The 23,250-nt window shown below is 71.3% G+C and carries 26 protein-coding genes and 2 riboswitches; of the genes, 20 read left to right on the forward strand and 6 right to left on the reverse strand.

Annotated features, from left to right (window positions below):
- Positions 1 to 20 precede the first annotated feature (20 nt).
- Positions 21 to 129, reverse strand: a riboswitch (cobalamin riboswitch).
- A 62-nt stretch (positions 130 to 191) separates the two neighbouring features.
- The 8 genes from BOSE46_RS18655 (at position 192) to BOSE46_RS18685 (ending at position 6,028) form a co-directional block, all read left to right on the forward strand.
- On the forward strand, positions 192 to 671 hold the full coding sequence (locus BOSE46_RS18655) for an SRPBCC family protein (RefSeq protein WP_159541656.1): 480 nt from the start codon (positions 192 to 194) through the stop codon (positions 669 to 671).
- A gap of 36 nt (positions 672 to 707) precedes the next feature.
- Positions 708 to 1,250 carry a ribonuclease H gene (locus tag BOSE46_RS18660; RefSeq protein WP_159541657.1) on the forward strand — a complete coding sequence of 181 codons (543 nt, stop codon included), beginning with the start codon at positions 708 to 710 and terminating at the stop codon, positions 1,248 to 1,250.
- Complete coding sequence (locus BOSE46_RS18665) at positions 1,247 to 1,972, forward strand: (2Fe-2S)-binding protein (protein WP_159541658.1); 726 nt, start codon at positions 1,247 to 1,249, stop codon at positions 1,970 to 1,972. The genes BOSE46_RS18660 and BOSE46_RS18665 overlap by 4 nt, the downstream gene beginning before the upstream one ends.
- A 53-nt stretch (positions 1,973 to 2,025) precedes the next feature.
- Positions 2,026 to 2,415, forward strand: coding sequence for a hypothetical protein (locus BOSE46_RS18670; RefSeq protein ID WP_159541659.1), 390 nt, complete (start codon positions 2,026 to 2,028; stop codon positions 2,413 to 2,415).
- A gap of 35 nt (positions 2,416 to 2,450) precedes the next feature.
- Entirely contained in the window at positions 2,451 to 3,329 is an 879-nt protein-coding gene (locus BOSE46_RS18675) for a sulfite reductase subunit beta (protein ID WP_159541660.1), read from the forward strand.
- A 76-nt stretch (positions 3,330 to 3,405) separates the two neighbouring features.
- Complete coding sequence (locus tag BOSE46_RS21520) at positions 3,406 to 4,056, forward strand: precorrin-8X methylmutase (protein ID WP_159541661.1); 651 nt, start codon at positions 3,406 to 3,408, stop codon at positions 4,054 to 4,056.
- Complete coding sequence (locus tag BOSE46_RS18680) at positions 4,053 to 5,561, forward strand: precorrin-2 C(20)-methyltransferase (protein WP_159541662.1); 1,509 nt, start codon at positions 4,053 to 4,055, stop codon at positions 5,559 to 5,561. Before BOSE46_RS21520 ends, BOSE46_RS18680 begins: the two co-directional genes overlap by 4 nt.
- A 26-nt stretch (positions 5,562 to 5,587) precedes the next feature.
- Positions 5,588 to 6,028, forward strand: a complete 441-nt coding sequence (locus BOSE46_RS18685) for a hypothetical protein (RefSeq protein WP_159541663.1) — start codon at positions 5,588 to 5,590, stop codon at positions 6,026 to 6,028.
- Position 6,029: 1 nt separating this feature from the next.
- Here BOSE46_RS18685 and cobM read toward each other — a convergent pair whose 3' ends face one another.
- Entirely contained in the window at positions 6,030 to 6,788 is a 759-nt protein-coding gene (gene cobM / locus BOSE46_RS18690) for a precorrin-4 C(11)-methyltransferase (RefSeq protein WP_159541664.1), read from the reverse strand.
- Positions 6,785 to 8,020, reverse strand: a complete 1,236-nt coding sequence (gene cbiE / locus BOSE46_RS18695) for a precorrin-6y C5,15-methyltransferase (decarboxylating) subunit CbiE (protein ID WP_159541665.1) — start codon at positions 8,018 to 8,020, stop codon at positions 6,785 to 6,787. Before cbiE ends, cobM begins: the two co-directional genes overlap by 4 nt.
- A 73-nt stretch (positions 8,021 to 8,093) precedes the next feature.
- Positions 8,094 to 8,226, forward strand: a riboswitch (cobalamin riboswitch).
- 45 nt (positions 8,227 to 8,271) lie between these two features.
- On the opposite strand from cbiE, the gene BOSE46_RS18700 reads away from it, so the two are divergent.
- The 10 genes from BOSE46_RS18700 (at position 8,272) to BOSE46_RS18745 (ending at position 18,244) form a co-directional block, all read left to right on the forward strand.
- Positions 8,272 to 10,320, forward strand: coding sequence for a putative cobaltochelatase (locus BOSE46_RS18700; protein ID WP_159541666.1), 2,049 nt, complete (start codon positions 8,272 to 8,274; stop codon positions 10,318 to 10,320).
- A complete protein-coding gene (gene cobO, locus BOSE46_RS18705; protein ID WP_159541667.1) occupies positions 10,320 to 10,934 on the forward strand; it encodes a cob(I)yrinic acid a,c-diamide adenosyltransferase in 615 nt (204 codons plus the stop codon). Before BOSE46_RS18700 ends, cobO begins: the two co-directional genes overlap by 1 nt.
- Positions 10,928 to 13,360: a cobyrinate a,c-diamide synthase gene (locus BOSE46_RS18710; protein WP_201299674.1), complete on the forward strand. Its 2,433-nt coding sequence runs from the start codon at positions 10,928 to 10,930 to the stop codon at positions 13,358 to 13,360. The genes cobO and BOSE46_RS18710 overlap by 7 nt, the downstream gene beginning before the upstream one ends.
- On the forward strand, positions 13,351 to 14,328 hold the full coding sequence (gene cobA, locus BOSE46_RS18715) for a uroporphyrinogen-III C-methyltransferase (protein WP_159541668.1): 978 nt from the start codon (positions 13,351 to 13,353) through the stop codon (positions 14,326 to 14,328). The genes BOSE46_RS18710 and cobA overlap by 10 nt, the downstream gene beginning before the upstream one ends.
- Positions 14,325 to 14,780 (forward strand): histidine phosphatase family protein, encoded by a 456-nt coding sequence (locus tag BOSE46_RS18720; RefSeq protein WP_159541669.1) that lies wholly within the window; start codon positions 14,325 to 14,327, stop codon positions 14,778 to 14,780. Before cobA ends, BOSE46_RS18720 begins: the two co-directional genes overlap by 4 nt.
- 143 nt (positions 14,781 to 14,923) lie before the next feature.
- Positions 14,924 to 15,136, forward strand: coding sequence for a CbtB domain-containing protein (locus BOSE46_RS18725; RefSeq protein ID WP_056210964.1), 213 nt, complete (start codon positions 14,924 to 14,926; stop codon positions 15,134 to 15,136).
- 66 nt (positions 15,137 to 15,202) lie between these two features.
- Positions 15,203 to 15,988: a CbtA family protein gene (locus BOSE46_RS18730; protein ID WP_159541670.1), complete on the forward strand. Its 786-nt coding sequence runs from the start codon at positions 15,203 to 15,205 to the stop codon at positions 15,986 to 15,988.
- Positions 15,985 to 17,019, forward strand: coding sequence for a nicotinate-nucleotide--dimethylbenzimidazole phosphoribosyltransferase (gene cobT / locus BOSE46_RS18735; protein ID WP_159541671.1), 1,035 nt, complete (start codon positions 15,985 to 15,987; stop codon positions 17,017 to 17,019). The genes BOSE46_RS18730 and cobT overlap by 4 nt, the downstream gene beginning before the upstream one ends.
- A gap of 10 nt (positions 17,020 to 17,029) precedes the next feature.
- Positions 17,030 to 17,785: an adenosylcobinamide-GDP ribazoletransferase gene (locus BOSE46_RS18740; RefSeq protein ID WP_159541672.1), complete on the forward strand. Its 756-nt coding sequence runs from the start codon at positions 17,030 to 17,032 to the stop codon at positions 17,783 to 17,785.
- A 12-nt stretch (positions 17,786 to 17,797) separates the two neighbouring features.
- A complete protein-coding gene (locus tag BOSE46_RS18745; protein WP_159541673.1) occupies positions 17,798 to 18,244 on the forward strand; it encodes a GNAT family N-acetyltransferase in 447 nt (148 codons plus the stop codon).
- Between the two features lie 9 nt (positions 18,245 to 18,253).
- On the opposite strand, the gene cobU is transcribed toward BOSE46_RS18745, so the two are convergent.
- Entirely contained in the window at positions 18,254 to 18,784 is a 531-nt protein-coding gene (gene cobU / locus BOSE46_RS18750; protein ID WP_159541674.1) for a bifunctional adenosylcobinamide kinase/adenosylcobinamide-phosphate guanylyltransferase, read from the reverse strand.
- Positions 18,785 to 18,843: 59 nt separating this feature from the next.
- Between cobU and BOSE46_RS18755 the strand changes: the two genes are divergently transcribed.
- Both BOSE46_RS18755 and BOSE46_RS18760 read left to right on the forward strand, forming a co-directional pair.
- Positions 18,844 to 19,776, forward strand: a complete 933-nt coding sequence (locus BOSE46_RS18755) for a cobalamin biosynthesis protein (protein WP_159541675.1) — start codon at positions 18,844 to 18,846, stop codon at positions 19,774 to 19,776.
- On the forward strand, positions 19,773 to 20,486 hold the full coding sequence (locus tag BOSE46_RS18760; protein ID WP_159541676.1) for an SDR family NAD(P)-dependent oxidoreductase: 714 nt from the start codon (positions 19,773 to 19,775) through the stop codon (positions 20,484 to 20,486). Before BOSE46_RS18755 ends, BOSE46_RS18760 begins: the two co-directional genes overlap by 4 nt.
- On the opposite strand, the gene BOSE46_RS18765 is transcribed toward BOSE46_RS18760, so the two are convergent.
- The 3 genes from BOSE46_RS18765 to BOSE46_RS18775 are packed head-to-tail and all read right to left on the reverse strand — an operon-like array spanning position 20,470 to position 23,248.
- Entirely contained in the window at positions 20,470 to 21,204 is a 735-nt protein-coding gene (locus BOSE46_RS18765; protein WP_159541677.1) for a cobalt-precorrin-6A reductase, read from the reverse strand. The genes BOSE46_RS18760 and BOSE46_RS18765 overlap by 17 nt on opposite strands.
- On the reverse strand, positions 21,201 to 22,685 hold the full coding sequence (locus BOSE46_RS18770; RefSeq protein WP_201299754.1) for a cobyric acid synthase: 1,485 nt from the start codon (positions 22,683 to 22,685) through the stop codon (positions 21,201 to 21,203). Before BOSE46_RS18770 ends, BOSE46_RS18765 begins: the two co-directional genes overlap by 4 nt.
- Positions 22,682 to 23,248: an antibiotic biosynthesis monooxygenase gene (locus tag BOSE46_RS18775; RefSeq protein WP_159541678.1), complete on the reverse strand. Its 567-nt coding sequence runs from the start codon at positions 23,246 to 23,248 to the stop codon at positions 22,682 to 22,684. The genes BOSE46_RS18770 and BOSE46_RS18775 overlap by 4 nt, the downstream gene beginning before the upstream one ends.
- Between the last annotated feature and the right edge of the window lie 2 nt (positions 23,249 to 23,250).

Here is a 23,250-nt window from a genome sequence, read left to right on the forward strand (position 1 = left end):
CCTCGGGGTTCTCGCCCCGTTGTGGTGGGAGTCGCCGCGGTCAGTGTCTGGCTCGTCCGAAGACTCACAGTGGCGGAACCGCCCCGGGTTTGCACCGGAGTTCCTGCATCCGCGGCGAGCGGGTGTGCTCAGCCTACCGGCCGTGCGCATGGGCGCGGCCCGGCAGACCGGGCGATCGGTAGGGTCGGTGCATGACCGAGCGCATCGAGGCCGAACGCTTCATCCCGGCCTCCGCCGCCGATGTCTTCGCAGTCCTGTGCGACCCCCAGGGTCACGTTGCGATCGACGCCTCCGGCATGCTGCAGGACGCCGACGGTGACATCGTCGGGGCGGCCGGCGACACGTTCGTCGTCCACATGGACCGGGAGTCGCTCAACGACATCCCTGACTACGGGAAGTACGACGTCACGGTCACGATCGAGGACTTCCAGCGCGATCGCCTGATCTCGTGGTCGATCCTCGGCAAGGTCCGTCCCGGCATGGGCCACACCTACGGCTATCGCCTCGAGCCGGCCGATGGCGGCACACTCGTCACCTCGTTCTACGACTGGTCGAACGTCAGCCAGGACTGGAAGGATTCCGGCATCTTTCCGGTGGTCTCGGTGACCAACCTGAGCGGCACGCTCGGCATCCTCGACCGGGCCGTGCGCCGCGGCTACGCACGAGGATGATGTGAGACTCTCACCCCCACCACCCAGGAGCAGCTCGTGACACTCGCCAGGACCCACACCGACGTGATGCAGCTGGGCGGCGCGATCGTCGTCGGCACCGACGGCTCGTGCATGACGAATCCCGGGCCGACCGGCTGGGCGTACGTCGCGGACGACGGCGCCTCGGCATGCGGCGGGCTGCTGCAGGGCACCAACAACATCGGCGAGCTGCTGGCGGTCGAGAACGCGCTGCGCGACTTCGCCGACCGGCCGCTCGTCATCCAGGCCGACTCGTCCTACACGATCGGCTGCTCGACGACGTGGGCCAGCGGGTGGGCGCGCAACGGCTGGCGCAACTCCAAGAAGGAGATCGTCGCCAATGTCGAGATCGTGCAGGGGATCTACGCGCTGATGCAGGCCCGGCGCGACTCCGGCGCTCCGGTCTTCTTCCAGAAGGTCAAGGCGCACCTCACGGACCTCTCGGTATGGCCCCTCAACGTCGCCGCCGACACCCTCGCGGGCCAGGCATCGGCACGCGCCGCACGCGGCGACATCACCGAAGTACGTACGACAGGGCTGCTCAGCGGCACGAATGGATGACCACCGGCCAGGATGACGTCGCGCTCGACCTCGCTGCCGAGGTCGGGCCGTTCTTCGTCCTGGACCGCTGGACCGCAGACGCCGGCTGGCGCCCGTTGCGCGAGCTCACCGACCCCGGTGTCATCGCCGAGCGCGTCGCTGCGGCTCGTGGGCTGCTTGCCGAGCGGTCGGGAGTCGCTCTCGACGAGATCGAGGAGCGCGCGACCGCGTCGATCGTGTTCCTCGGCTTGGCCGCCCGGCTCGTGTCGCCTGCCTTCGCGTCGGCGGTGCTCGCCGGTCGCGTCCCGCGCCTGCTCCTTGACGAGCTCTGGTGGCAGCCGGTCGTCGGCGGTCCGTGGCCGCTGGCCCGCAGCGCGGTCGGCGAGTCGCCGTCCGGAGATCTCGCGGACGACCTCGACGCCCGCATCCTGCAACCGATCGTCGCCCCGCTGCTCGACGCCTTCGGACGTACGTTCGCGGTCTCCCCGCAGGTGCTCTGGGGCAGTGTCGCGTCGAGCCTCGCCGGTGCCCTGACGATGCTCCGCACGGCGCGTCCCGATCGCGCAGAGGCGGCGACGCAGCTCGTCGGGCGGCTGCTCGAGGGCGGCACGCTGGCCGGCACGGGGGACCTCGATCCCGCAGGGCCGTCATTCGTACGGCGTTCGTGCTGCCTGTTCTACCGAGTCCCGGGAGCCGGCATCTGCGGCGACTGCGTGCTGGACGAGGCGCCGACCTCTGCGTGAGCCTCCGTCCGGTGGCACGATGGCGAAAGAACGCCCCGTCCCGAGGAGCCACGATGAGCTGGATCGGCCCGACCGCCAAGAAGAGCGCCAAGCTCGCGGTCAAGTACGGCCCGCAGGCCAAGATCGCCTGGGAGAAGGTCGGCAAGCCGGCGAGCGAGGTCGCCGCCAAGAAGGCGCAGAGCCAGCTGCAGCGACGCAAGGCGTTCGCCAAGGCGGCCACCGTGACCGACGGCGCCGTCCTGCGCCAGATCCATCAGGGCGAGCCGGTCTGGGTCGTGCTGTCGCACGGCGAACCGGTGGACTGCTTCCCGCCGGTCGACATCGACCTGCCGGAGCTGATCACGAACGCGGACCTGTCTGCTGCGGTGTCGTCGAAGGAGTTCGAGGAGAAGCGGGTCAAGGCTCGCGTCGAACGAGCCCGTCAGCGGCGGACCAAGCGCTAGACATCACGAGAAATCGCGCGTGACACCATGACGGGGTGACGAACCGCTCGCATCCCGACCGCTGTCCCGGCGTCCTGCGACCCTGGATCGCAGACGACGGCGCGATCGTGCGGCTGCGGCTCATCGGTGGCGTGCTGCCGACCTCGGCCCTGCGCGACCTCGTCGGCATTGCAGCCGATTTCGCCGACGGCACGATCCTGCTGACCAAGCGGACCAACCTGCAGCTCCGCGGCATCGAGCACTCCGACAGCTGCGTGCCCGCCGTGCTGGTGGACGCGATCGCCGAGGCCGGGCTGCTGCCGTCGCCGTCCCACGAGCTGGTGCGCAACATCATGGTGTCGCCCCTCACGGGTCGCCTCGGTGGCCGCGCCGACCTGCGCGAGACCGCGCGCGAGCTCGACCACCTGCTGTGCGCCGAGCCGGACTTCGCGGGTCTCGCCGGCCGGTTCCTGTTCGTCCTCGACGACGGCCGCGGCGACATCGCCTCACGGTCGCTCGACCTCGGGCTCATGGCCGTCGATGCCGAGACCGTCCAGCTGCGTGTGGGCTCGCACCAGTGGGGTCCGCTCGTGAGCCTCGACGAGGCACCCGCGGCCCTGCTCTCCTACGCTCACGCGTTCCTCCGGCTGCGGGGCGAGGGCGAGTCCGCGCTGTGGCACATCGACGAGCTGCCCGAGGGTGGCGCCGAGCTGCTCGGCACGCATCACGCCCGCGATCTCCGGACCCAGGTCAGCGCGCTCCCCCCGCCATACGGCATCATCGCGCAGGACGACGGCCGCAGCGCCGAACACCTCGCGGTGCCTGACGGCCTGCTCACCCCCGAGCTCGCGGCGACGGTCCTGGCTCGCGCCGGCACCGAGGTGATCGTGACGCCGTGGCGGAGCATCGTCATCCCCGACCTGGAGACTGCATGACCGAGCGGAGCGAGCGAATCATCAGGACACTCATGCCGAGGCCTCCTTACCATTGCTTCTTCGAGGAGGCATCGGCATGACGCCCGAGAAGCCCGCCCGCCACTACGACTACGTCGCCGACGGACCGGCGATCTACGTCGACTCGTTCGCGACGATCCGCGCCGAGGCCGAGCTGTCGCACATCCCGACCGACGCCGAGAAGGTCGCCGTGCGGATGGTGCACGCCTGCGGCCAGGTCGACCTGACCCGCGACCTCGACATCCATCCCCGACTGGTGTCGGCGGCTCGTGGCGCCCTCGAGGCCGGCGCGCCGATCCTGACCGACGCCACCATGGTCGCCTCCGGTGTCACCCGCGCGCGACTGCCCAAGGACAACGAGGTGCTGTGCCTGCTGCGCGACGAGCGGGTGCCGGCGCTGGCCAAGGAATGGTCGACGACCCGCTCCGCAGCCGCGGTGTCGCTGTGGGCGGACCGGCTCGACGGTGCCGTCGTCGCCTTCGGCAACGCACCGACAGCCCTGTTCCACCTGCTCGAGATGCTGCTCGACGGCGCACCCCGGCCGGCCGCGATCATCGGTACGCCGGTGGGATTCATCGGCGCCGCCGAGTCCAAGGAGGCGCTGGCAGCGTTCTCGTTGGACATCCCCTACCTGACGGTGCACGGTCGCCGCGGCGGTTCGGCGATGGCAGCATCCGCACTCAACGCGATCGCCCAGGAGCGCGAGTGACCGGCCGCCTCTACGGTGTCGGGCTCGGTCCCGGCGACCCCGAGCTCATCACCCTCAAGGCCGCGCGGCTGATCGCCGAGGCGGACGTCATCGCGTTCCACGCCGGCGTCGGCAAGCAGTCGAACGCCCGCCGGATCGCGGCCGGCCTGATCCCGGACGGTGTCATCGAGGAGGAGCTGCGCTATCCGGTGACGACCGGCGAGACCGCCCATGCCGGTGGCTACGCCGGCGCGATGGCGGAGTTCTACGAGGAGTCGGCGGCCCGTCTCGCGGTGCACCTCGAGGCCGGTCGTACGGTCGTCGTCCTGGCTGAGGGTGATCCGTTGTTCTACGGGTCCTACATGTACATGCACGACCGGCTCGCCGACCGGTTCGAGACCGAGGTCGTGCCGGGGGTGACGTCGTTCGCCGCCGCGACCGCGACCACCGCGTCGCCGCTCGTACGCCAGACCGACGTGCTCACGATCCTGCCCGGCACCCTCGACGAGCCCGAGCTCGCGCGGCGCCTCGCGGACACCGACGGCGCGATCATCATGAAGCTCGGCCGCACGTTCCCCAAGGTCGTCTCGGCGCTGCGTCAGGCCGGCCGGCTCGACGGTGCGCTGTACGTCGAGCGCGCCTCGATGCCCGAGGAGCGCTGGCTCCCGGTCGCCGACGTCGACGCGGACACGGTGCCGTACTTCTCCCTCATCGTCGTCCCCGGCGACACCAGTGAGTCTCGCCGGTCGAGTGGGGCGAGGAACGAGCCCCGTATCGAGACCAGCGAGAACACCACAGCCACCCTCCTCGTCGTCGGGCTCGGCCCCGGGCCCGACCGCTGGATCACCCCCGAGGTGTCCGCAGCACTGGCCGAGGTCGACCACGTCGTCGGCTACGCGCCCTACGTCAACCGGGTCCCGCAGCGCGAAGGCCTGACCCGGCACGCCTCCGGCAACACCGTCGAGGTCGACCGCGCCCGGCTCGCCCTCGACCTCGCGCTCAAGGGCGAGCGGGTCGCCGTCGTGTCAGGCGGCGATGCCGGCATCTTCGGCATGGCTGCCGCCGTGTTCGAGGCTGCGGAGGACGAGGCCTTCGCCGACGTGCCCATCCAGGTGCTGCCCGGTCTCTCCGCCGTGCAGGTCGTGGCGGCCCGTGCCGGTGCGCCGATCGGCGGCGACTTCGCGGTCATGAGCCTGTCGGACCGGCTCAAGCCGTGGTCGCTCATCGAGAAGCGGCTGCGCGCCGTCGCCGCGGCCGATCTCGTCCTGGCGATCTACAACCCGGCGTCACGCTCCCGCACGACACAGGTCGCCGACGCGCAACGGATCCTGCTAGAGCACCGTGCCGCCGACACCATCGTCGTCATCGGTCGCGACGTCGGGCGCGACGAGGAGTCGCTGACGATCACGACCCTCGCCGGCCTCGACCCGGAGACGATCGACATGAAGTGCCTGCTCCTCATCGGCGCCTCCGGCACGCGTACGACCGCCGCCGGGCAGACCTGGACGCCACGCTTCACCGAATAGGCACAGGCTTCTGACAGGATGTCTTCGTGACTGAAGTGACTCCGGTGGGACGCGCGTGGCGGGTGTCGATGTACGCCCTGTGCGTCGTCATGGTGCTGAGCGGGCCGGGATTCCTCGCGCTCGGCATCCTTCTCGACGCGGATCTCTGGGCCGTCATCCTGATCGCCGTGGTGCTCTCGCTGATCCTGGTCCCGCTCGGGTACGCGATGGGGTCGGACATACGCCGCACCGCACGAGGCATGCGCCGGCTCGACGTCGCGGGGGTCGCAGGGACCGCTGAAGTCCTCTCGGTGACCCACACGACATACGAGGACCGCACCCGGATCGAGCTCAACCTGTCGATCAGCGCGCCGGGCGTCGAGCCGTTCGAGGCACTCCACACCCGTGACGGCAGCGACGATCTCGAGGTCGGCACAACGCTCGGCGTCGTGGTCGACCCCTGCGACCGCTTCTACGCGGTGAGCTGACTCAGCGCCGCTTGGCCGAGCGGTCGCGCGCCGGGTCGTAGAGGTAGGACTCTCCTCCGCGCACGTCCTCGGCCAGCGCCTTGCCGACGAGAATGACCGCCGCCTGTCGCAGCCCCGCAGCCTCGACCTGGTCGGCGATGTCGCCGAGCGTGCCGCGCAGCACGACCTGGCTCGGCTGGCTCGCATTGGCCACGACGGCGACCGGGCAGTCGGCGCCGTAGGACTCGGCGAGCTCGGCGGCGAGCGTACGCGTGCGGGTGATCGCGAGGTGCAGGACGAGCGTCGAGCCCGTCGCGGCGAACCCGGCCAGCGCCTCGCCCGAAGGCATCGCGGTCGACCTGGCCTGGGTGCGGGTCAGCACGACCGACTGCACGACCTCGGGCACGGTGAGCTCGGCCCCCAGCAACGCTGCCGCTGCGGCATACGCCGGCACGCCCGGTGTCACGTCCCAGGGCACGCCGTGCGCGTCGAGCCGCTTGGCCTGCTCGTGGAGGGCGGAGTAGACCGACGGATCGCCGGAGCACAGGCGTACGACCTCGAGCCCGGCCGCATGGGCGTCGACGATGCGTGCGGTGATCTGGTCGAGGTCGAGGTCCTGGGTGTCGACCAGCTGTGCACCGACGGGGCAATGGTCGAGCACGGCGTGGTCGATGTAGGTGCCGGCGTAGACGCACACGTCGGCGGCCTTGAGCAGCGTCACTGCGCGCAGGGTCAGGAGGTCGGCCGCACCCGGGCCGGCGCCCACGAAGTGCACCGTCATGCCGGCACCTCGGACTTCGTCACGGCCCACTGCGTGATGGCGCGCGCCGGGGTCCAGCCGGTGAACGTGCCGATCGGCGCAGCGTGCTCCACGTGCAGACGAGTCAGCTCGCCGCCGAGCTCCGCGTAGCGAACCGCCAGCACCGCCTCGGTCTCGAGCGTCACCCCGTGCACCACGAGGCGGCCGCCGGGGCACAGCGCGGTCCAGCACGCGTCGAGCACGCCCGGCTCGGTCGCGCCGCCGCCGATGAAGATCGCGTGCGGCGCCTCGAGGTCGGCCAGCGCCTCGGGGGCGTGGCCGGTGCGGACGTCGAGAGCAGGTACGCCGAGTGCGTCGGCGTTGCGCGAGATGCGCGCGGCGCGGTCCTCGCGCGCCTCGATCGCGACCGCCCGGCAGGTGGGGTGGGCTCGCATCCACTCGATCGCCACGGATCCGGCACCGGCTCCCACGTCCCAGAGCAGCTGGCCCGGCAGCGGCGCGAGACGGGCGAGGGCTGAGGCGCGTACGTCGCGCTTCGTGATCTGCCCGTCGTGATCGAACGCGCCCTCGGGCAGCCCCGCGGTGAAGCCCAGCACCGTCGCGCCGGAGCTGACGAGCTCGACCGCGACGACGTTGAGAGCGGGCGCTTCGCGGTCACCCCACGAGGCGGCGACTCCGTCGGTACGCGACTCCGCTTCCGAGCCGAGGTCGGCCAGCACCGTCATCGGGCTGGCGCCGTAGCCGGCCGTCGTGAGCAGCCCGGCCACCTCGGCGGGCGTGGACCCGTCCGACGACAGGACGAGGAGCCTCAGGCCCGGGGCGAGGGAGCGCGCGACGAGGTGCGGGTCGCGGCCCACGAGGGTGACGACCTCGGTCGACTCGGCCGACCAGCGCATACGCGCACGAGCGAGAGCGACGGACGACAGCGCAGGCACGACCTCGACCGCGTTCTTGCCCAGCAGGTCGACCAGCGTCGTCGCGATGCCGGAGACGAGCGGATCGCCCGACGCCAGGGCCACGACCTTCTTGCCTGCGTGCTGCTCCAGCAGCGCCGGCAGACCCTCGCGCAGTGGCGACGGCCACGGCTCCCTCGTCTGGTCGGCCTCGTTCACTGAGCCTGTCGAAGGGAGCATCGCCAGGTGGCGCTCGCCACCCAGCACGACATCCGCGGCCTCGACCAGCTCGCGCGCTCGCGCGCTCAACCCGGTCCAGCCGTCCGCGCCGATCCCGACGACCGTGACCTGTGTGCTCATGCGGCTGACGATATCTGTCCGGTGACCACTGCCAACCCGGCGACCTACTGGCGTACGACGACAACCGTTAGTCTTGCGATCACAGTCTCGAGGTGCCCCTCACGGGGAGAATCGGGAAGCCGGTGAGAATCCGGCACAGGGCCCGCTGCGGTGACCCAGGCCTGGCCTGGGAAGTCCGAAGACCGGCCTCGAGGCTGACTGGCGGACGCAACCGCGCCCGTCATCGATGGCAGATCGAGCGGGAGCCCCATATGCCACAGCACTATCCGTTCAGCGCCGTCGTCGGTTCCGACGACATGGCGCTCGCCCTGACCCTCTCGACGATCTCGCCCGCGATCGGCGGCGTGCTCGTGCGCGGCGAGAAGGGCACCGCCAAGTCGACCATGGTGCGCGCCCTCGCGTCGGTGCTGCCGCCGATCGACGTGATCGCCGGCGACCGGTTCTCGACCGACCCCCGCGAGTCCAACCCGCTGTCGCCCGACGGCCCGTTCGCAAGAGATGTCGACGTCGAGACCCGTCCCGTACGCCTGGTGGAGCTGCCGGTGGGCGCCACCGAGGATCGCGTCCTGGGTTCGCTGCACCTCGAGAAGGCGCTGTCCGACGGCGTCACCGAGTACGAGCCCGGCCTGCTGGCCCGTGCGCACCGCGGCATCCTCTACGTCGACGAGGTCAACCTGTTGCACGACCACCTCGTCGACCTGCTGCTCGACGCCGCCGCCATGGGACGGTCGACGGTCGAACGCGACGGCGTCTCGGTCGAGCACGCAGCCCGGTTCGTCCTGGTCGGCACGATGAACCCCGAGGAGGGCGAGCTCCGCCCCCAGCTGCTCGACCGGTTCGGCCTCACGGTCGAGGTCGCGGCACCGCGTGATCCCGCGACGCGGGTCGAGGTCGTACGCCGCCGGCTCGCGTACGAGACGGATCCCGACGCGTTCGCCGCGACGTATGCGGAGGACGAGGCGACGCTCACCGATCGCATCCAGGCCGCGCAGAAGCTCGTCGACCAGGTCGACCTCAGCGACTGGGCGCTGCTCAAGATCGCCGAGGTGTGCGCCGCGTTCGAGGTCGACGGCATGCGCGCCGACATCGTCACCGCCCGCGCCGCCGCTGCCCACGCCGCGTGGAACGGACGTACGAGCGTGCTTCGCGAGGACATCCGCGCTGCGGCCCGCCTCGCGCTGCCGCACCGCCGCCGGCGCAACCCGTTCGACGCTCCCGGCATCGACGAGGACCTGCTCGACCAGATCCTCGGCGACGACGAACCGGAGCCGGAACCCGAAGGGGACAACACCGACGACGCAGAGACCCAGGAGTCCCCGACCAACGAGTTCGACTCACCCTCGGAGCAGGACGCCGCTGAGAGTGACGTTTCGTCCGCTTCTGACGGCGAGTCGCGACCCGAACGTCACTCCCAGCGGGAATCCCAGCCGGAACAACAGGCCGAGCAGCAGGCGGGCGGTACGTCCGAGGTCACCGTCGCCGCTCCGCAGCAGCCGTATCGGCCCCGGCTGTTCACGGTCGGCGGCACGGGAGCCGGCGAGTCCGGCAAGCGCTCGCGCGCGATCACCGAGACCGGTCGGCGCATCGGCGCCCAACGGCGTACGGGCCAGGGCGGCTCGATCCACCTCATGGAGACGATCCGCGCTGCTGCTCCGCACCAGCACGCCCGCGGGCGGGTCGGCAGCCTGCAGTTCCGCGCCGACGACCTGCGCCTCGCGGTCAAGGAGGGGCACGAGTCCAACCTGATCCTGTTCTGCGTCGACGCCTCAGGTTCGATGGCCGCGCGCAAGCGGATGGAGCAGGTCAAGACCGCGATCCTGTCGCTGCTGATGGACGCCTACCAGCGCCGCGACAAGGTCGGGCTCATCACATTCCGCCAGGACGGTGCTGAGCTCGCGCTGCCGCCGACCGGCTCGATCGACATCGCCGCGACCCGCCTCGCCGAGCTGCCCGCCGGAGGACGTACGCCGCTGGCCGAGGCGCTGCTCAAGACCGCCGACGTTGTGCGACTCGAGCGCGTACGCGACCCGCGACGCCGACCCCTGCTGGTCGTCATCACCGACGGCCGCGCGACGTACGGCGACAACGCCCTCGCCCGGGCGCACCAGGTCGCCAAGCACCTCGGCGCCACCGGCCTCGCGAGCCTCGTGATCGACTGCGAGACGGGGAAGTTCCGCATGGGCCTGGCCTCACAGCTCGCCGACCACCTGATGGCCGAGTACGTCCCGCTCGGCGAGATCAGCGCCTCCGCGCTCACCGACGTCGTGCGCTCCGGCCTCCACGAGACGGGAGCCGCCTGATGCCCAAGGGTCAGCCGGTCACCGTCCCCGACGACGGCCTCACCACCAGGCAGCGCCGCAACCGACCGCTGCTGATGGTCCACACGGGCGACGGCAAGGGCAAGTCGACCGCCGCGTTCGGCCTCGCGATCCGCTCGTGGAACCAGGGCTGGAACGTCGGCGTCTTCCAGTTCGTGAAGTCCGCCAAGTGGCGCATCGGCGAGCAGACCGTGCTCGAACGTCTCGGTGAGCTGCATGCCGAGACCGGTGAGGGCGGTCCCGTCGAGTGGCACAAGATGGGCTCGGGCTGGTCGTGGTCGCGCAAGGAGGGCTCCGACGAGGACCACGCCGCCGATGCCGCCGAGGGCTGGGCCGAGGTCAAGCGCCGCATCGCTGCCGAGACGCACGACCTCTACGTGCTCGACGAGTTCACCTATCCCATGAAGTGGGGCTGGGTCGACGTCGACGACGTCGTCGAGACGCTCGCCAACCGGCCGGGTCGGCAGTACGTCGTCATCACCGGCCGCAATGCCGACCCCAGGCTCGTCGAGATCGCCGACCTCGTCACCGAGATGAAGCACGTCAAGCACCCGTTCGACAACGGCCAGAAGGGTCAGCGGGGCATCGAATGGTGAGCCTTCCCCGGCTCGTCATCGCGGCGCCGGCGTCCGGCCACGGCAAGACCACGGTCGCCACGGGGCTGATGGCAGCGCTGTCGCGCGCCGGCCATGAGGTGTCGGGCCACAAGGTCGGCCCGGACTACATCGACCCCGGCTATCACGCGCTCGCGACCGGCAAGCCAGGCCGCAACCTCGACCCGCACCTCGTCGGTGAGGAGCGCCTCGTCCCGCTGCTCCTGCACGGCGCACGTGGCGCCGACCTCGCGATCATCGAGGGCGTCATGGGCCTGTACGACGGACAGATCGGCGGCGAGGGATTCGCGTCGACCGCTCACGTCGCCACGGTCACGCGTACGCCCGTGGTGCTGGTCGTCGACATCTCGCACGCGTCACGCTCGATCGCCGCGCTGGTGCAGGGCATGGTCGCCTTCGACCCGTCGGTGCGCATCGTCGGCGTGATCCTCAACAAGGCCGGCTCCCCGCGGCATGCCGGCGAGGTCGTCAGCGCGCTCGAGTCGACCGGGTTGCCGGTGCTCGGCGTGCTGCAGCGCGACGACGGCATCGTCGCCCCGTCGCGGCACCTCGGCCTCGTACCGGCTGCCGAGCGCGACGACGCGGCTCACGCCCTCGACCGGCTGGCCGCGCAGATCGCCGAGAAGATCGACCTCGAACAGCTCCTGGCGCTGGCACGCTCCGCGCCGGGCCTCGAGGCCGAGCCGTGGGATGCGGCTCAAGAGATGAGCGTCCCGGGTGCCGGACGACCGATCGTTGCCATGGCCGGCGGGCGGGCGTTCACGTTCCGCTACGCCGAGACCGAGGAGCTGCTGCGCGCTGCCGGGTGCGACGTCGTGACGTTCGACCCGCTCACCGACGAGGCGCTGCCCGAAGGCACCGCCGGGCTCTACCTCGGCGGCGGCTTCCCCGAGGTGCATGCCGCTGGGCTCTCCGCCAACGCACCGCTGCGTGACGCGCTCCGTGCGGCCGTGGACTCCGGCATGCCGACGTACGCCGAGTGCGCCGGCCTGCTCTACCTCTGCCGATCCGTCGACGGCATGCCCATGGTGGGCGCGCTCGACGCCGAAGCGGTCATGACGCCACGGCTCACGCTCTCGTATCGCACCGCGATCGTCCCGGCCGACCAGCTGACCGGTGTCGCGGGCACCCGCGTCACCGGGCACGAGTTCCACCGAACCGGGTTGGTCGAGCCTGTCGAAGCCACCGGTCCTGCCTGGCTCGTCGACGGTCAGCCGCACGGCTTCGGCTCATCCACGCTGCACGCCTCCTACCTGCACACCCACTGGGCCGGCCACCCGAAGATGGCCCAGCGCTTCGCCGACGCGGTCCACGCGTACGTGCCATCGGTCGGGACTCGCCCCTCGCCCGTTGAGCTTGTCGAAACGCCTGACGTCCTTTCGACAAGCTCAAGGACCGAGGGGTTGCGTTGGCATGGCGACCGGGAGCTGGCACCGGGGCTCATCGACTTCGCGGTCAACATCCATGACGACGTACGACCGGAGTGGCTCGAGGCAGCGCTGCGCGAGAGCCTCGGCGACATCGGGGCCTACCCCGACGCAACGGCGGCCCAGCACGCCATCGCCCAGCGCCACGGTCGCCGCATCGACGAGGTGCTGCCGACCGCCGGCGCCGCCGAGGCCTTCGGACTCATCGCCAGGGCACGGGCCTGGCGCCGACCCGTCGTCGTGCACCCGCAGTTCACCGAGCCGGACGTCGCCCTCGCCGCTGCCGGCCACCACCCCGAGCACGTCATCACCGACCCCGCGAACGGGTTCGTCCTCGACCCGTCGCAGGTCCCCGACGACGCCGACCTCGTGATGATCGGCAACCCCACGAACCCGACCAGCGTCCTGCACCCCGACCAGTCCCTGCGCCGACTCGTGCGGCCCGGTCGCGTCGTCGTGGTCGACGAGGCGTTCATGGACTCGGTGCCCGACGAACGCCACTCCCTCGCCGCAATCGCCGATCCCGGCCTCCTGGTCGTGCGCAGCCTCACCAAGCTCTGGTCGATCCCCGGCATCAGGGCCGGGTACGTCCTGGGGTCGCCGCAGCTGCTCGCCGAGCTCAAGCTCCACCAGGCCCCGTGGTCGGTGTCGACCGCAGCGATCGCCGCGATGATCGCGACGGCGACACCCGAGGCGCTCGCCGAGGCCGCGAAGCGTACGACCCGGATCGGCCAGCACCGCCGCGTCCTCACCGACGGCCTGACCGAGCTCGGCATCCACCACGTGCCAGCCGCTGCGCCCTACGTCCTCGCCAAGGTCGGCACCGGCGCCCACGACCGGCTCCGCACCGCGGGCTACGCCGTACGCCGCGCCGACACGTTCCCCGGTCTCGACGACACCTGGGTGCGCATCGCCGTGCGCAAGCCCGACACGACGCGCAAGCTGCTCTCGACGTTGCGGATCGAGGGGCCATGGACCTGACCCCTGGAACCCCCGCCCTCGTGATCGGCGGCGACGCGCGGGCCGCCGGCCAGGTCGCGACCCTGCTGAGCGCCGGCGCCGTCGTCACCGTCATTGCCCCGACGGCCACGGCGTCGATCGAGGACCTCGCCGACCGTGGACTCATCACCTGGCACGCGCGCGAAGCCGAGATGGCCGACATCCAGCAGGCCGGCATCGTCCTCACCGCGCACGCCGACCGCACGGCGCCCGACCGCATCCTCGACCGCGGCACCGTGACGTTGGTCGGCGGCGGCCCGGGCGATCCAGGCCTCGTGACGGTCGCCGGTCGCGAGGCGATCGAGCACGCCGACGTCATCGTCACCGACCGGCTCGCGCCCCTGGCCGCCCTGGCCTGGGCCCGCCCCGACGCGGAGATCATCGACGTCGCCAAGATCCCCGGCGGCCGGTCGACGAGCCAGGACGAGATCAACCAGCTCCTCGTCGAGCACGCCAAGTCCGGCAAGAACGTCGTCAGGTTCAAGGGCGGCGACAACTTCGTCTTCGGCCGCGGCAGCGAGGAGCTCCTCGCCTGCCTGCACGCCGGCATCGAGGCGCGGGTCGTGCCGGGCGTCAGCTCGGCGATCGCCGCCCCGGCACTCGCGGGCATACCGGTCACGCACCGCGGCCTGACGCAGGGCTTCACCGTGATCTCCGGCCACGTCCCGCCGGGCCACCCCGAGTCGACGCTCGACTACGCGGCGCTCGCCACCTCCGGCACGACGATCGTGGTGCTGATGGGCGTACGCACACTCAGCGCGATCTGCACGGCGCTGGTGGACGGCGGCCTCGACCCACACACCCCGGCAGCCGTGATCGCCGACGGCACGATGCCGAGCCAACGGGTCGTACGCGCGACGCTGGCGACGATCGACGAGGCGGCCGGCGATCTCAGCGCCCCCGCTGTCGCGGTCATCGGTGCCGTCGCCGACATCGAGGGCCTGGCGTGATCCTCTGGGTGCGGCACGGGCAGTCGACCTGGAACGTCATCGACCGCATGCAGGGCCACGAGCTCAGCCCCCCGTTGACCGAGCTGGGCCGCGAGCAGGCCGCCCGGTCAGCGGAGCTCCTCGCGGACCGTGACGTCGTACGCATCCTCAGCTCCCCGGCTGTCCGTGCGCGCGAGACCGCCGACATCATCGCCGCCCGGCTCGGACTCGAGGTGGTCGAGGAGCCGCTGCTCCTGGAGAAGGGTCTCGACGAGGACTACGCCTCGGTGCTGGTCCGCGTGCAGCAGCTCCTGGAGCAGGACCTGCCCGGCCAGACCGTCGCGGTCAGCCACGGCGACACCATCGGTCTGGCGGTCGGAATGCTGAGCGGCCAGCGGCCCGAGCTCCCGGCCAACGGCTCGATCACCCAGGTCGATCCCGACACTCGACAGGTCGCCATCACGATGCCCTAGGATGACTTCACCGAGGTCGAGGAAGCCGGTGAGAGTCCGGCGCAGTAGCGCTACTGTGACACCCACATCTGCGGGTGAAGCCAGACCCAAGGCCTCGGACGTTCATCCATTCATGGGACGCAATCATCCCGTCAGGAGAATTCATGTCACAGGTCACCACCGCCACACCCGAGATCGAGATCCCGTCGATCCCCCTTCGCGAGCTCGCCCCGTGGGCGCTGTTCTTCGGCCTCATCGGGGCCTTCATCCTCTTCTTCATCAGCGCTGACCAGGGCGCGGTGTCGATCCCGGCCGGCACGGCCATCCACGAGTGGGTCCACGATGGACGCCACCTGCTCGGATTCCCCTGCCACTGACCTGCCCCGACCCAGCCGGACCCGCACACGCGGTCCGGCTTTCTCGGCATACCCGAACGGATTGACATGACCCCCCGCAACTTCCTCGTACGAGGACTCCTCGCCGGCCTCATCGCCGGCCTCCTGACCTTCGCCGTGGCCTACATCGCCGGCGAGCCCTCGGTCGACGCCGCCATCAAGGTCGAGTCGGCCGAGTCCGGCGGTGGCCACCACCATGACGACGGCGCCGCCGCCGAGCACTCCCACCACGAAGAGGGCGGCACCGAGGTGTCCCGCCAGAACCAGTCGACCTGGGGCCTCCTCACCGCCACCGGCTCGACCGGCATCGCGCTCGGCGGCATCGTCGCCCTGGCCTCCGCCTTCGCCCTGGGCCGGATCGGCCGGCTCCGCCCGAGCCAGTCGACGGCACTCGTCGCCGCCCTCGGCTTCGTCTCGGTGGCGCTCGTGCCGTTCATCAAGTACCCCGCCACCCCGCCGGCCGTCGGCAACGCCGACACGATCGGCTCCCGCACGACGCAGTACTTCGTGATGCTCGCGATCTCGGTGCTCGCGATGATCGCCGCGGTGCTGCTGTTCCGCAAGCTCCACGAACGGTTCGGCACCTACACGGCGGTGCTGGTCAGCGCCGGGGCCTACCTCGCCGTCGTGATCCTGGCGGCGGCGCTGATGCCGACCGTCAACGAGATCGGCGACTTCCCCGCCGACACGCTCTGGTACTTCCGCCGTGGCTCGCTCCTGACCCTCGCGACCCTGTGGGGCGTCATCGGCATCGTTCTGACCGGCCTGATCGGCAAGCTGTACGCCGAGGAGTCCGCCACGCAGGCCCGCCGCGACCTGGCGGCGAGCCTGTGAACCGGTACGAGCCGGTCGCCGCGCCGTCGGCCGACGTCACTGCTGCCGCCGCGGAGCGCCTTGCGGGTCTCGCGACGCCTCCGGGCGCGCTCGGTCGGCTCGGCGACCTCGCTGTGTGGGTCGCCGCCACGCAGGGCACTGTGCCCCCGGCGCCGGTCGACCGCATTCGCGCGGTGATCTTCGCCGGCGACCACGGAGTCTCCGACCATGGCGTCTCGGCGTTCCCCAAGGCCATCACCCCGGCGATGGTTCGCACGTTCCTCATGGGCAAGGCCGGCGTCTCGGTGCTCGCCGCCCAGCACGGCGTGACCGTGCGCGTGCTCGATCTGGGTGTCGATGACGACCTGGAGGGCGTTGCCCCCGAGGTCACGGCCTTCAAGGTCCGCCGCGGCAGCGGCGCGATCCATCTCGAGGACGCCCTCACGACCGACGAGACACTGCAGGCGATCGCCGCCGGCGAGGCTGTCGCAGCTGAGGAGATTGCCGCAGGCGCTCAGCTGCTGATCAGCGGCGACATGGGCATCGGCAACACGACTCCGGCCGCCGCCCTGATTGCCGCGTCGCTCGGTCTGCCGGCGACCGAGGTCACCGGCCGCGGCACCGGCATCGACGAGCCCGCTCTGGTGCACAAGATGGCGGTCGTCCAGCAGGCGCTCGACCGCGCGGGTGAGCGTACGAACGATCCGGTCGACACCCTCACGGCGCTGGGCAGCGCCGATCTTGCCGCTGCCGCAGGATTCATGGCCGCCGCAGCCCGCGCAGGCGTACCCGTCCTGCTCGACGGTGTCATCTCGGTCGCCTCGGCTGTCATGGCTGACCGGCTGGCCCCGGGTGCAGCCGCATGGTTCGCGGCCGGCCACCGGTCGACCGAGCCTGCGCAGTCGCTGGCGCTCGACAAGCTCGGCCTCGAGCCGATCCTCGACATCGGCATGCGGCTCGGCGAGGGCAGCGGCGCCGTGGCCGCGGTGCCGCTCGTACGCTCGGCGGCCCTGCTGCTCTCCGACGTGGCGTTGCTCGCCGACCTGATGTGAACCGGACGCAGTGAACGACTCCTGGCGACTCGCCGTCGGCACCCTCACCGCGCTGCGGTGGAAGCACCCGACGGCGGTCGACCGGGAGGTTGCTGGGCGGGCGATGCTGCTCGCGCCGTTCGCGGTGCTGCCGCTCGGGCTCCTGGTGGGGCTGGTTTGCTGGGGCGGCCGCGAGCTGGAGCTGGCACCGTTGGCGGTCGCGCTTGTCGCGGTCGGTGCTTTGGCACTTGGCAGCCGGGCGCTGCACCTCGACGGCCTGTCGGATGTCGCCGACGGACTCACCGCGTCGTACGACCGCGAGCGATCCCTTGCGGTGATGAAGGGCGGCACGGCCGGACCCGCCGGTGCCGCCGCCCTCGTCGTGGTGCTCGGCATCCAGGCGGCCTCGCTGTCGGCGGTGCTGTCCGCTCCTCGCGGGCCCGTCGTCGCCGGCGTGCTCGTCTGCTGCTCGCGGGCGATCCTCGCGCTGTGCTGCGCTCGAGGGGTGCCGGCCGCACGGTCCGACGGCCTCGCGGTCACGTACGCCGGCACGGTCGGCCGCGTCATGAGCGTGCTGACCTGGCTCGTCGTGGCGGTGGTCTGCGTCGACGTCATCGACTGGGCCGGCGAGCCGTGGTGGCGCGGCCTGGTCGTTGCCGGTGCGGGCCTGCTGGTCGGGGCCGCGTTGACGTACCGGTGCGTCCGCCGATTCGGCGGCGTGACCGGTGATGTCTTCGGTGCGGCGATCGAGGTCACCCTGGCCGCGATGCTCCTCGCCGCCTCCTGAAGAATTCCTGTCGTGGAGCTCATCCCCTGCGACTGGTCGGACCCCGACGCCGAGGCGCTGCGAGCCGCCCAGCGCATCGACATCGAGGAGCGCTACGGCACGCCCGACAGCGAGCCGGGGCCGGCGCCGACTGCCGATGACATCACGGCGTTCTTCCTGCTGCGGGACGGCAACGTCGCCGTGGCGTGCGGCGGTCTGCGAGCGATCGACCGCACGAGCGGCGAGATCAAGCGGATGTTCGTGCCCGCGGAGCACCGCGGCCGTGGCCTCTCGCGGCTCGTCCTGACCGGCCTCGAGGAGCACGCCCGGTCACTGGGCTGGACCCGGCTGCTGCTGGAGACCGGCGACCAGCAGCCCGAGGCCATCGGCCTCTACATCTCGGCCGGCTACGAGCCGATCCCCAACTTCGGCCACTACGCCGACAGCGACATCTCGCTCTGCTTCGCCAAGAACCTCTGACGGCGGACCTCAGAGGCGCAGGACGCGACCCGCGACGACGAGCATGACGTCCTCGCACTCCTCGGCGACGCGCTGGTTGACCGTGCCGAGGATGTCGCGGAACACCCGGCCCGACCGGTGCTCCGGGACGACGCTCATGCCGACCTCGTTGGTCACCGCCACGACCGTGCCCTCGTGCTCGCCGATCGCGGCCAGGGCGTCGTCGAGCCGCTCGAACAGCACGGGCTCCCAGTCCTCGAGCACGGCGTCCCAGCCGTCGAGCTCGTCGATGATCGACGTGACCCACGTACCGAGGCAGTCGATCAGCACAGCGCCATCGGCCGAGCGGACCGCATCGCCGAGGTCGGTGGTCTCGACGGTCTTCCAGTAGGACGGCCGCCGGCTCTGGTGCCGGGCCACCCGCGCGGCCCACTCGGGATCCGAGACCGGATCGGCAGGCGGGCCCGGGGCGACATACGTGACCGTCGGCTCGGCCAGCAGCAACGACTCGGCATGGAACGACTTGCCGGAGCGCACACCGCCCGTGATCAGGACCTTCATCGCACCTCGCTACTGTCGATCTCACCTTACCGACCACGACAGTCCCCTGAGGAGCCCGAATGCGCGCACGTGCTGCAGGCCTGGCGCTGGGGTTCGCGGCCGACCGCCTGTTGGGCGATCCGGCCCGGTTCCACCCCGTCGCCGGCTTCGGGCTCATGGCGCGCGATGTCGAGCGTCAGGTCTATCGCGACGACCGCACGATGGGTCTCGCGTACACGTCGGTGCTGGTCAGCGGGGTCGGCGCCGCCGGGCTGCTGGCCGAACGGATGACGGCTCGACGACCCCTCATGCGTACGCTTCTCGTCGCCACCACGACGTGGGCGGCGCTCGGCGGCCGATCACTCTCGCGGGAGGCCTCGTACGTTCGAGCGTGGCTCGACGCCGACAATCTCCCTGCTGCTCGCGAGCAGCTGACGCACCTCGTCGGCCGCGACCCGTCGGAGCTCGACGAGCAGGAGATCGCGCGGGCCGTCGTCGAGTCCGTCGCCGAGAACACCTCGGATGCCGTCGTCGCTCCCCTCCTGGCCGGCGCGTTCGGCGGTGTCGCCGGCGTCGCGGCATACCGGGCGGCCAACACCCTCGACGCGATGGTTGGTCACCGCAGCGCCCGTTACCGCAACTTCGGCTGGGCCTCCGCGCGGCTCGACGACGTGCTCAACCTCGTGCCGGCGCGACTGTCGGCCCTGCTCGCGGCCGCCCTCGCTCCGATCGTCGGCGGCGATGGCGCCACCGCCCTCCGCACGTGGACGCGCGACGCCCATCGACACCCCAGCCCCAACGCCGGCCCGGTCGAGGCGGCCTTCGCCGGTGCGCTCGGCGTGCAGCTCGGGGGCACGAACGTCTATGGCGAACGCGTCGAGCACCGGCCGACCCTCGGCAACGGCCCCGGCGCGCTGCCGCGTGACATCGACCGGTCCGTGCGCCTCGCGGATGCCGTCGGCCTCGGCGCCCTCGCGGTCAGCGTCGTCGTGGCCCTGGGGCGGCGACGATGACCACGATCGTCACGGGTGGCACGCGCGGCATCGGCGCCGCGATCACCCGCGCACTCGTCGCGGACGGCCACAAGGTCGTCGCCTCGTACGTACGTGACGACGCCAGCGCCGAGGCTCTCGCGGACGAGCTCGAGCCGGTCCACGTCGTACGCGCCGACGTCACGACGGCCGAGGGACTCGACGCCCTGTTCGCCGCAGCGGAACAACACGGACCGCTGACCGGGCTCGTGAACAACGCGGGGGCGACGCTGCACGTGGGTCCGCTGGCGGACACCGAGCCCGAGATCATTCGCTCTGTCATCGACCTGAACCTCACCGCGGCGGTGCTGTGCGCCCGCCGGGCAGTCCAGGTCATGACCGGACGTGGCGGCACGATCGTCAACATCTCGTCCGGTGCCGCGACGCTGGGCTCACCCGGCGAGTACGTGCACTATGCCGCCGCGAAGGCCGGCGTCGATGCACTGACCGTCGGGCTCGGCAAGGAGGTGGCCGCCCTCGGTATCCGCGTCGTGGGCGTGGCGCCGGGCACGATCCGCACCGACATCCACGCCGACGCCGGGGACCCGGGACGACCCGATCGGGTGGCCCCACGGGTTCCGCTCGGCCGGGCCGGCGAACCCGGCGACATCGCCGGCGCGGTCGCCTGGCTGTTCCGGCCCGAGGCCGCCTATGTCACTGCAACGACGATCCGGATCACCGGCGGGATGTGACCCATGCGGCGGCCGCGGCGGGATCGCCGACCAGCTCGACCTCGGCCGGCACCGCCGAGCGACGGACGATCACGACCTCGATGCCCCGCTCGTTGGCGACCTGCATCTTGGCCCACGTGTGGGACCCACCGGAGTCCTTCGTCACGAGCACGTCGACGTCAGCCATGAGCTCGCGTTCGCCCTCCAGCTCGTACGGTCCGCGGCTCAGCTGCAGCGTCCATGGCTCGGGCAGCGTGAAGTCAGGCTGGTCGACGACCCGGACCAGCGCCGGCTTGCCTGCCAAGGCGTCGACGAAGCGGCCGAGCGACTGACGGCCCACCGTGAGGAACGGCCGGTCGCCGAGTGTCGCGGTCAGGCCCGCGGCCTCGTCGTGGTCATCGACCCAGTGCCAGCGATCGGCGCCGGGCGCCTCGGACCAGCCCGGCCGCTCGAGCCTCAGCAGCGGCACGCCGTCGGTGTGGCAGGCGGCGACGGCATTGGCGCTCATGCCCTCGGCGAACGGATGCGTCGCGTCGACGACCGCCGAGATCCGCATCTCCATCAGGTACGACCGCAGACCGGACACGCCGCCGAACCCGCCGATCTGCACCGCGCCGACTGGCAGGCGCGGACGGGCGACGCGGCCAGCGAGCGAGGAGACGAAGCGCACCCCGGCGTCTTGCAGCAGCACCGCGAGCTCGCGCGCCTCGGCCGTACCGCCGAGCACCAGGACCGTCACGTCGCCGCTCCCGGGGGCAGGAGAGGCACGTCAGGCGCACCGCGCTCGGCGATGGTGAGCAGCGCGTCGACGACGAGGTGGCGCTCAACCAGGTCTCCCAGCAGGTCGAGCCGCCGCTCACGGCTCGCGGCGAAGCTCACGTCCGAGGCTTCGTACGCCCGACCGCTCAGCTGTGCGGCTTGCGCCAGGAACGCCTTGCGGAAGCCGTCAGACTCCAGGCTGCCGTGCCACATCGTGCCGAAGACGTTCGCCGACCGGGCACCGCCGAGGAACTCCTCGTCGTGCCCCTGCGTGATGCGGCCGTGGTGGATCTCGTAGCCCGTCACCTCGGTGCCCAGCGCCGAACCGGTCGGCAGCCGCAGGACCTTGTCGCGGCGGAACGTCGTCGTGACGTCGAGCAGGCCGAGTCCCTCGACCGACGCTCCGGCTTCGCCTTCGACCCCGTCGGGGTCACTGACCCTACGGCCGAGCATCTGGAACCCACCGCAGATGCCCATGACCGGCAGCCCGGCCTTGGCATGTCGCAGGACCGCGTGGTCGAGGCCGCGCGACCGAAGCCACGCGAGGTCGGAGATCGTGGCGCGGGTGCCGGGCAGCACGATGACATCAGCGCCACTGAGGTCCTGCGGCTTGCCGGCGAACACGACGTCGACGCCCGGCTCGAGACCCAGCGCGTCGACGTCCGTGAAGTTGCTGATGCGGGGCATCCGGACGACCGCGACCCGCACTGCGCCGTCGCGGTCCGCGGAGCGACGGCCCTCGAGGTCGAGCGCGTCCTCGGAGTCCAGCCACACGTCGGGGCTCCATGGCAGCACGCCGAACACCCGTCGTCCGGTCAACGCCTCGAGGCGGTCGAGCCCGGGCCGCAGCAGGGTCTCGTCGCCGCGGAACTTGTTGACCACGAACCCGGCGACCAGCCGCTGGTCTGCCGGCTCGAGCAGGGCCACCGTGCCGTACATCGCGGCGAAGACTCCCCCACGGTCGATGTCACCCACGACGACCGTGGGGATGTCGGCGTGCCGCGCGAGCCCCATGTTGACGTAGTCGCCGGCCCGCAGGTTGATCTCGGCCGGGCTGCCTGCGCCCTCGCTCACCACGAAGTCGAACCGCGCCGCCAGGTCGTCGTATGCCGCATGGGCCGCGGCGGCCAAGTGCGTACGGCCGCCGATGAACTCGGCCGACGAGATCTCGCCGGCCGGCTGACCCATCACGACGACGTGGCTCTTGCGATCACCGCCCGGCTTGAGCAGCACGGGGTTCATGGCGGCCTCGGGCACCACTCCGGCCGCGAGCGCCTGGATCCACTGCGCCCGGCCGATCTCCGCGCCATCGCCGCAGACCATTGAGTTGTTGGACATGTTCTGCGCCTTGTAGGGCGCCACCTTGAGCCCCCGTCGAGCGAACGCCCGACACAGCCCGGTCGTGACGATGCTCTTGCCGGCGTCCGACGTCGTGCCGGCGACCAGCAGCGAGCCGGTCATCGCGTCCGCGCCGCGTTGAGCCACGGGTGCAGGAGCCGGGTGATCCACGGGAGCGCCAAGTAGGTCATGACCGGTGTCATCACCGCGGTGATCGCGAACACGCGGACGGGCAGCCACCAGTCGGCCGCGAAGTCCTTCGCGACGTAGTTGGCGGCGAGGCTCAGGGGGAAGAACACGATGAAGATCGCGCACATCTGCTTCCACCTGGGCGGCGGAGGCGTGACCGTACGCAGGTCCTGCACGTCGACGCTCGACGGCTCGTCGAACCAGCCCTCGATGCCGGTCCGGTGCTCCCGTGCCGACTCAGCGACGAAGCCCTGGGCCGAGTCGAGCCACCACCGGCGTTGCGCGGAGAGCTCCCACGCCTCCAGCGACTCCTGCGACGCGAACCGGTAGAGCATGTGCCACTCACTGGACCCGGGCGACGGCCGCACCCAGCCGGATCCCAGATAGCCGTCGAAGCGCTCCGCCAGCTCGAACCCGGCACGCAGCCACGCAAGCATCTGGTCCTCCTGCGACGGATCGACCTTCCGCGTGATGGAGACGGTGACGGGTCCGGACATGG

This window comes from Aeromicrobium sp. 9AM, assembly GCF_902506105.1.
Classification (GTDB): Bacteria; Actinomycetota; Actinomycetes; order Propionibacteriales; family Nocardioidaceae; genus Aeromicrobium.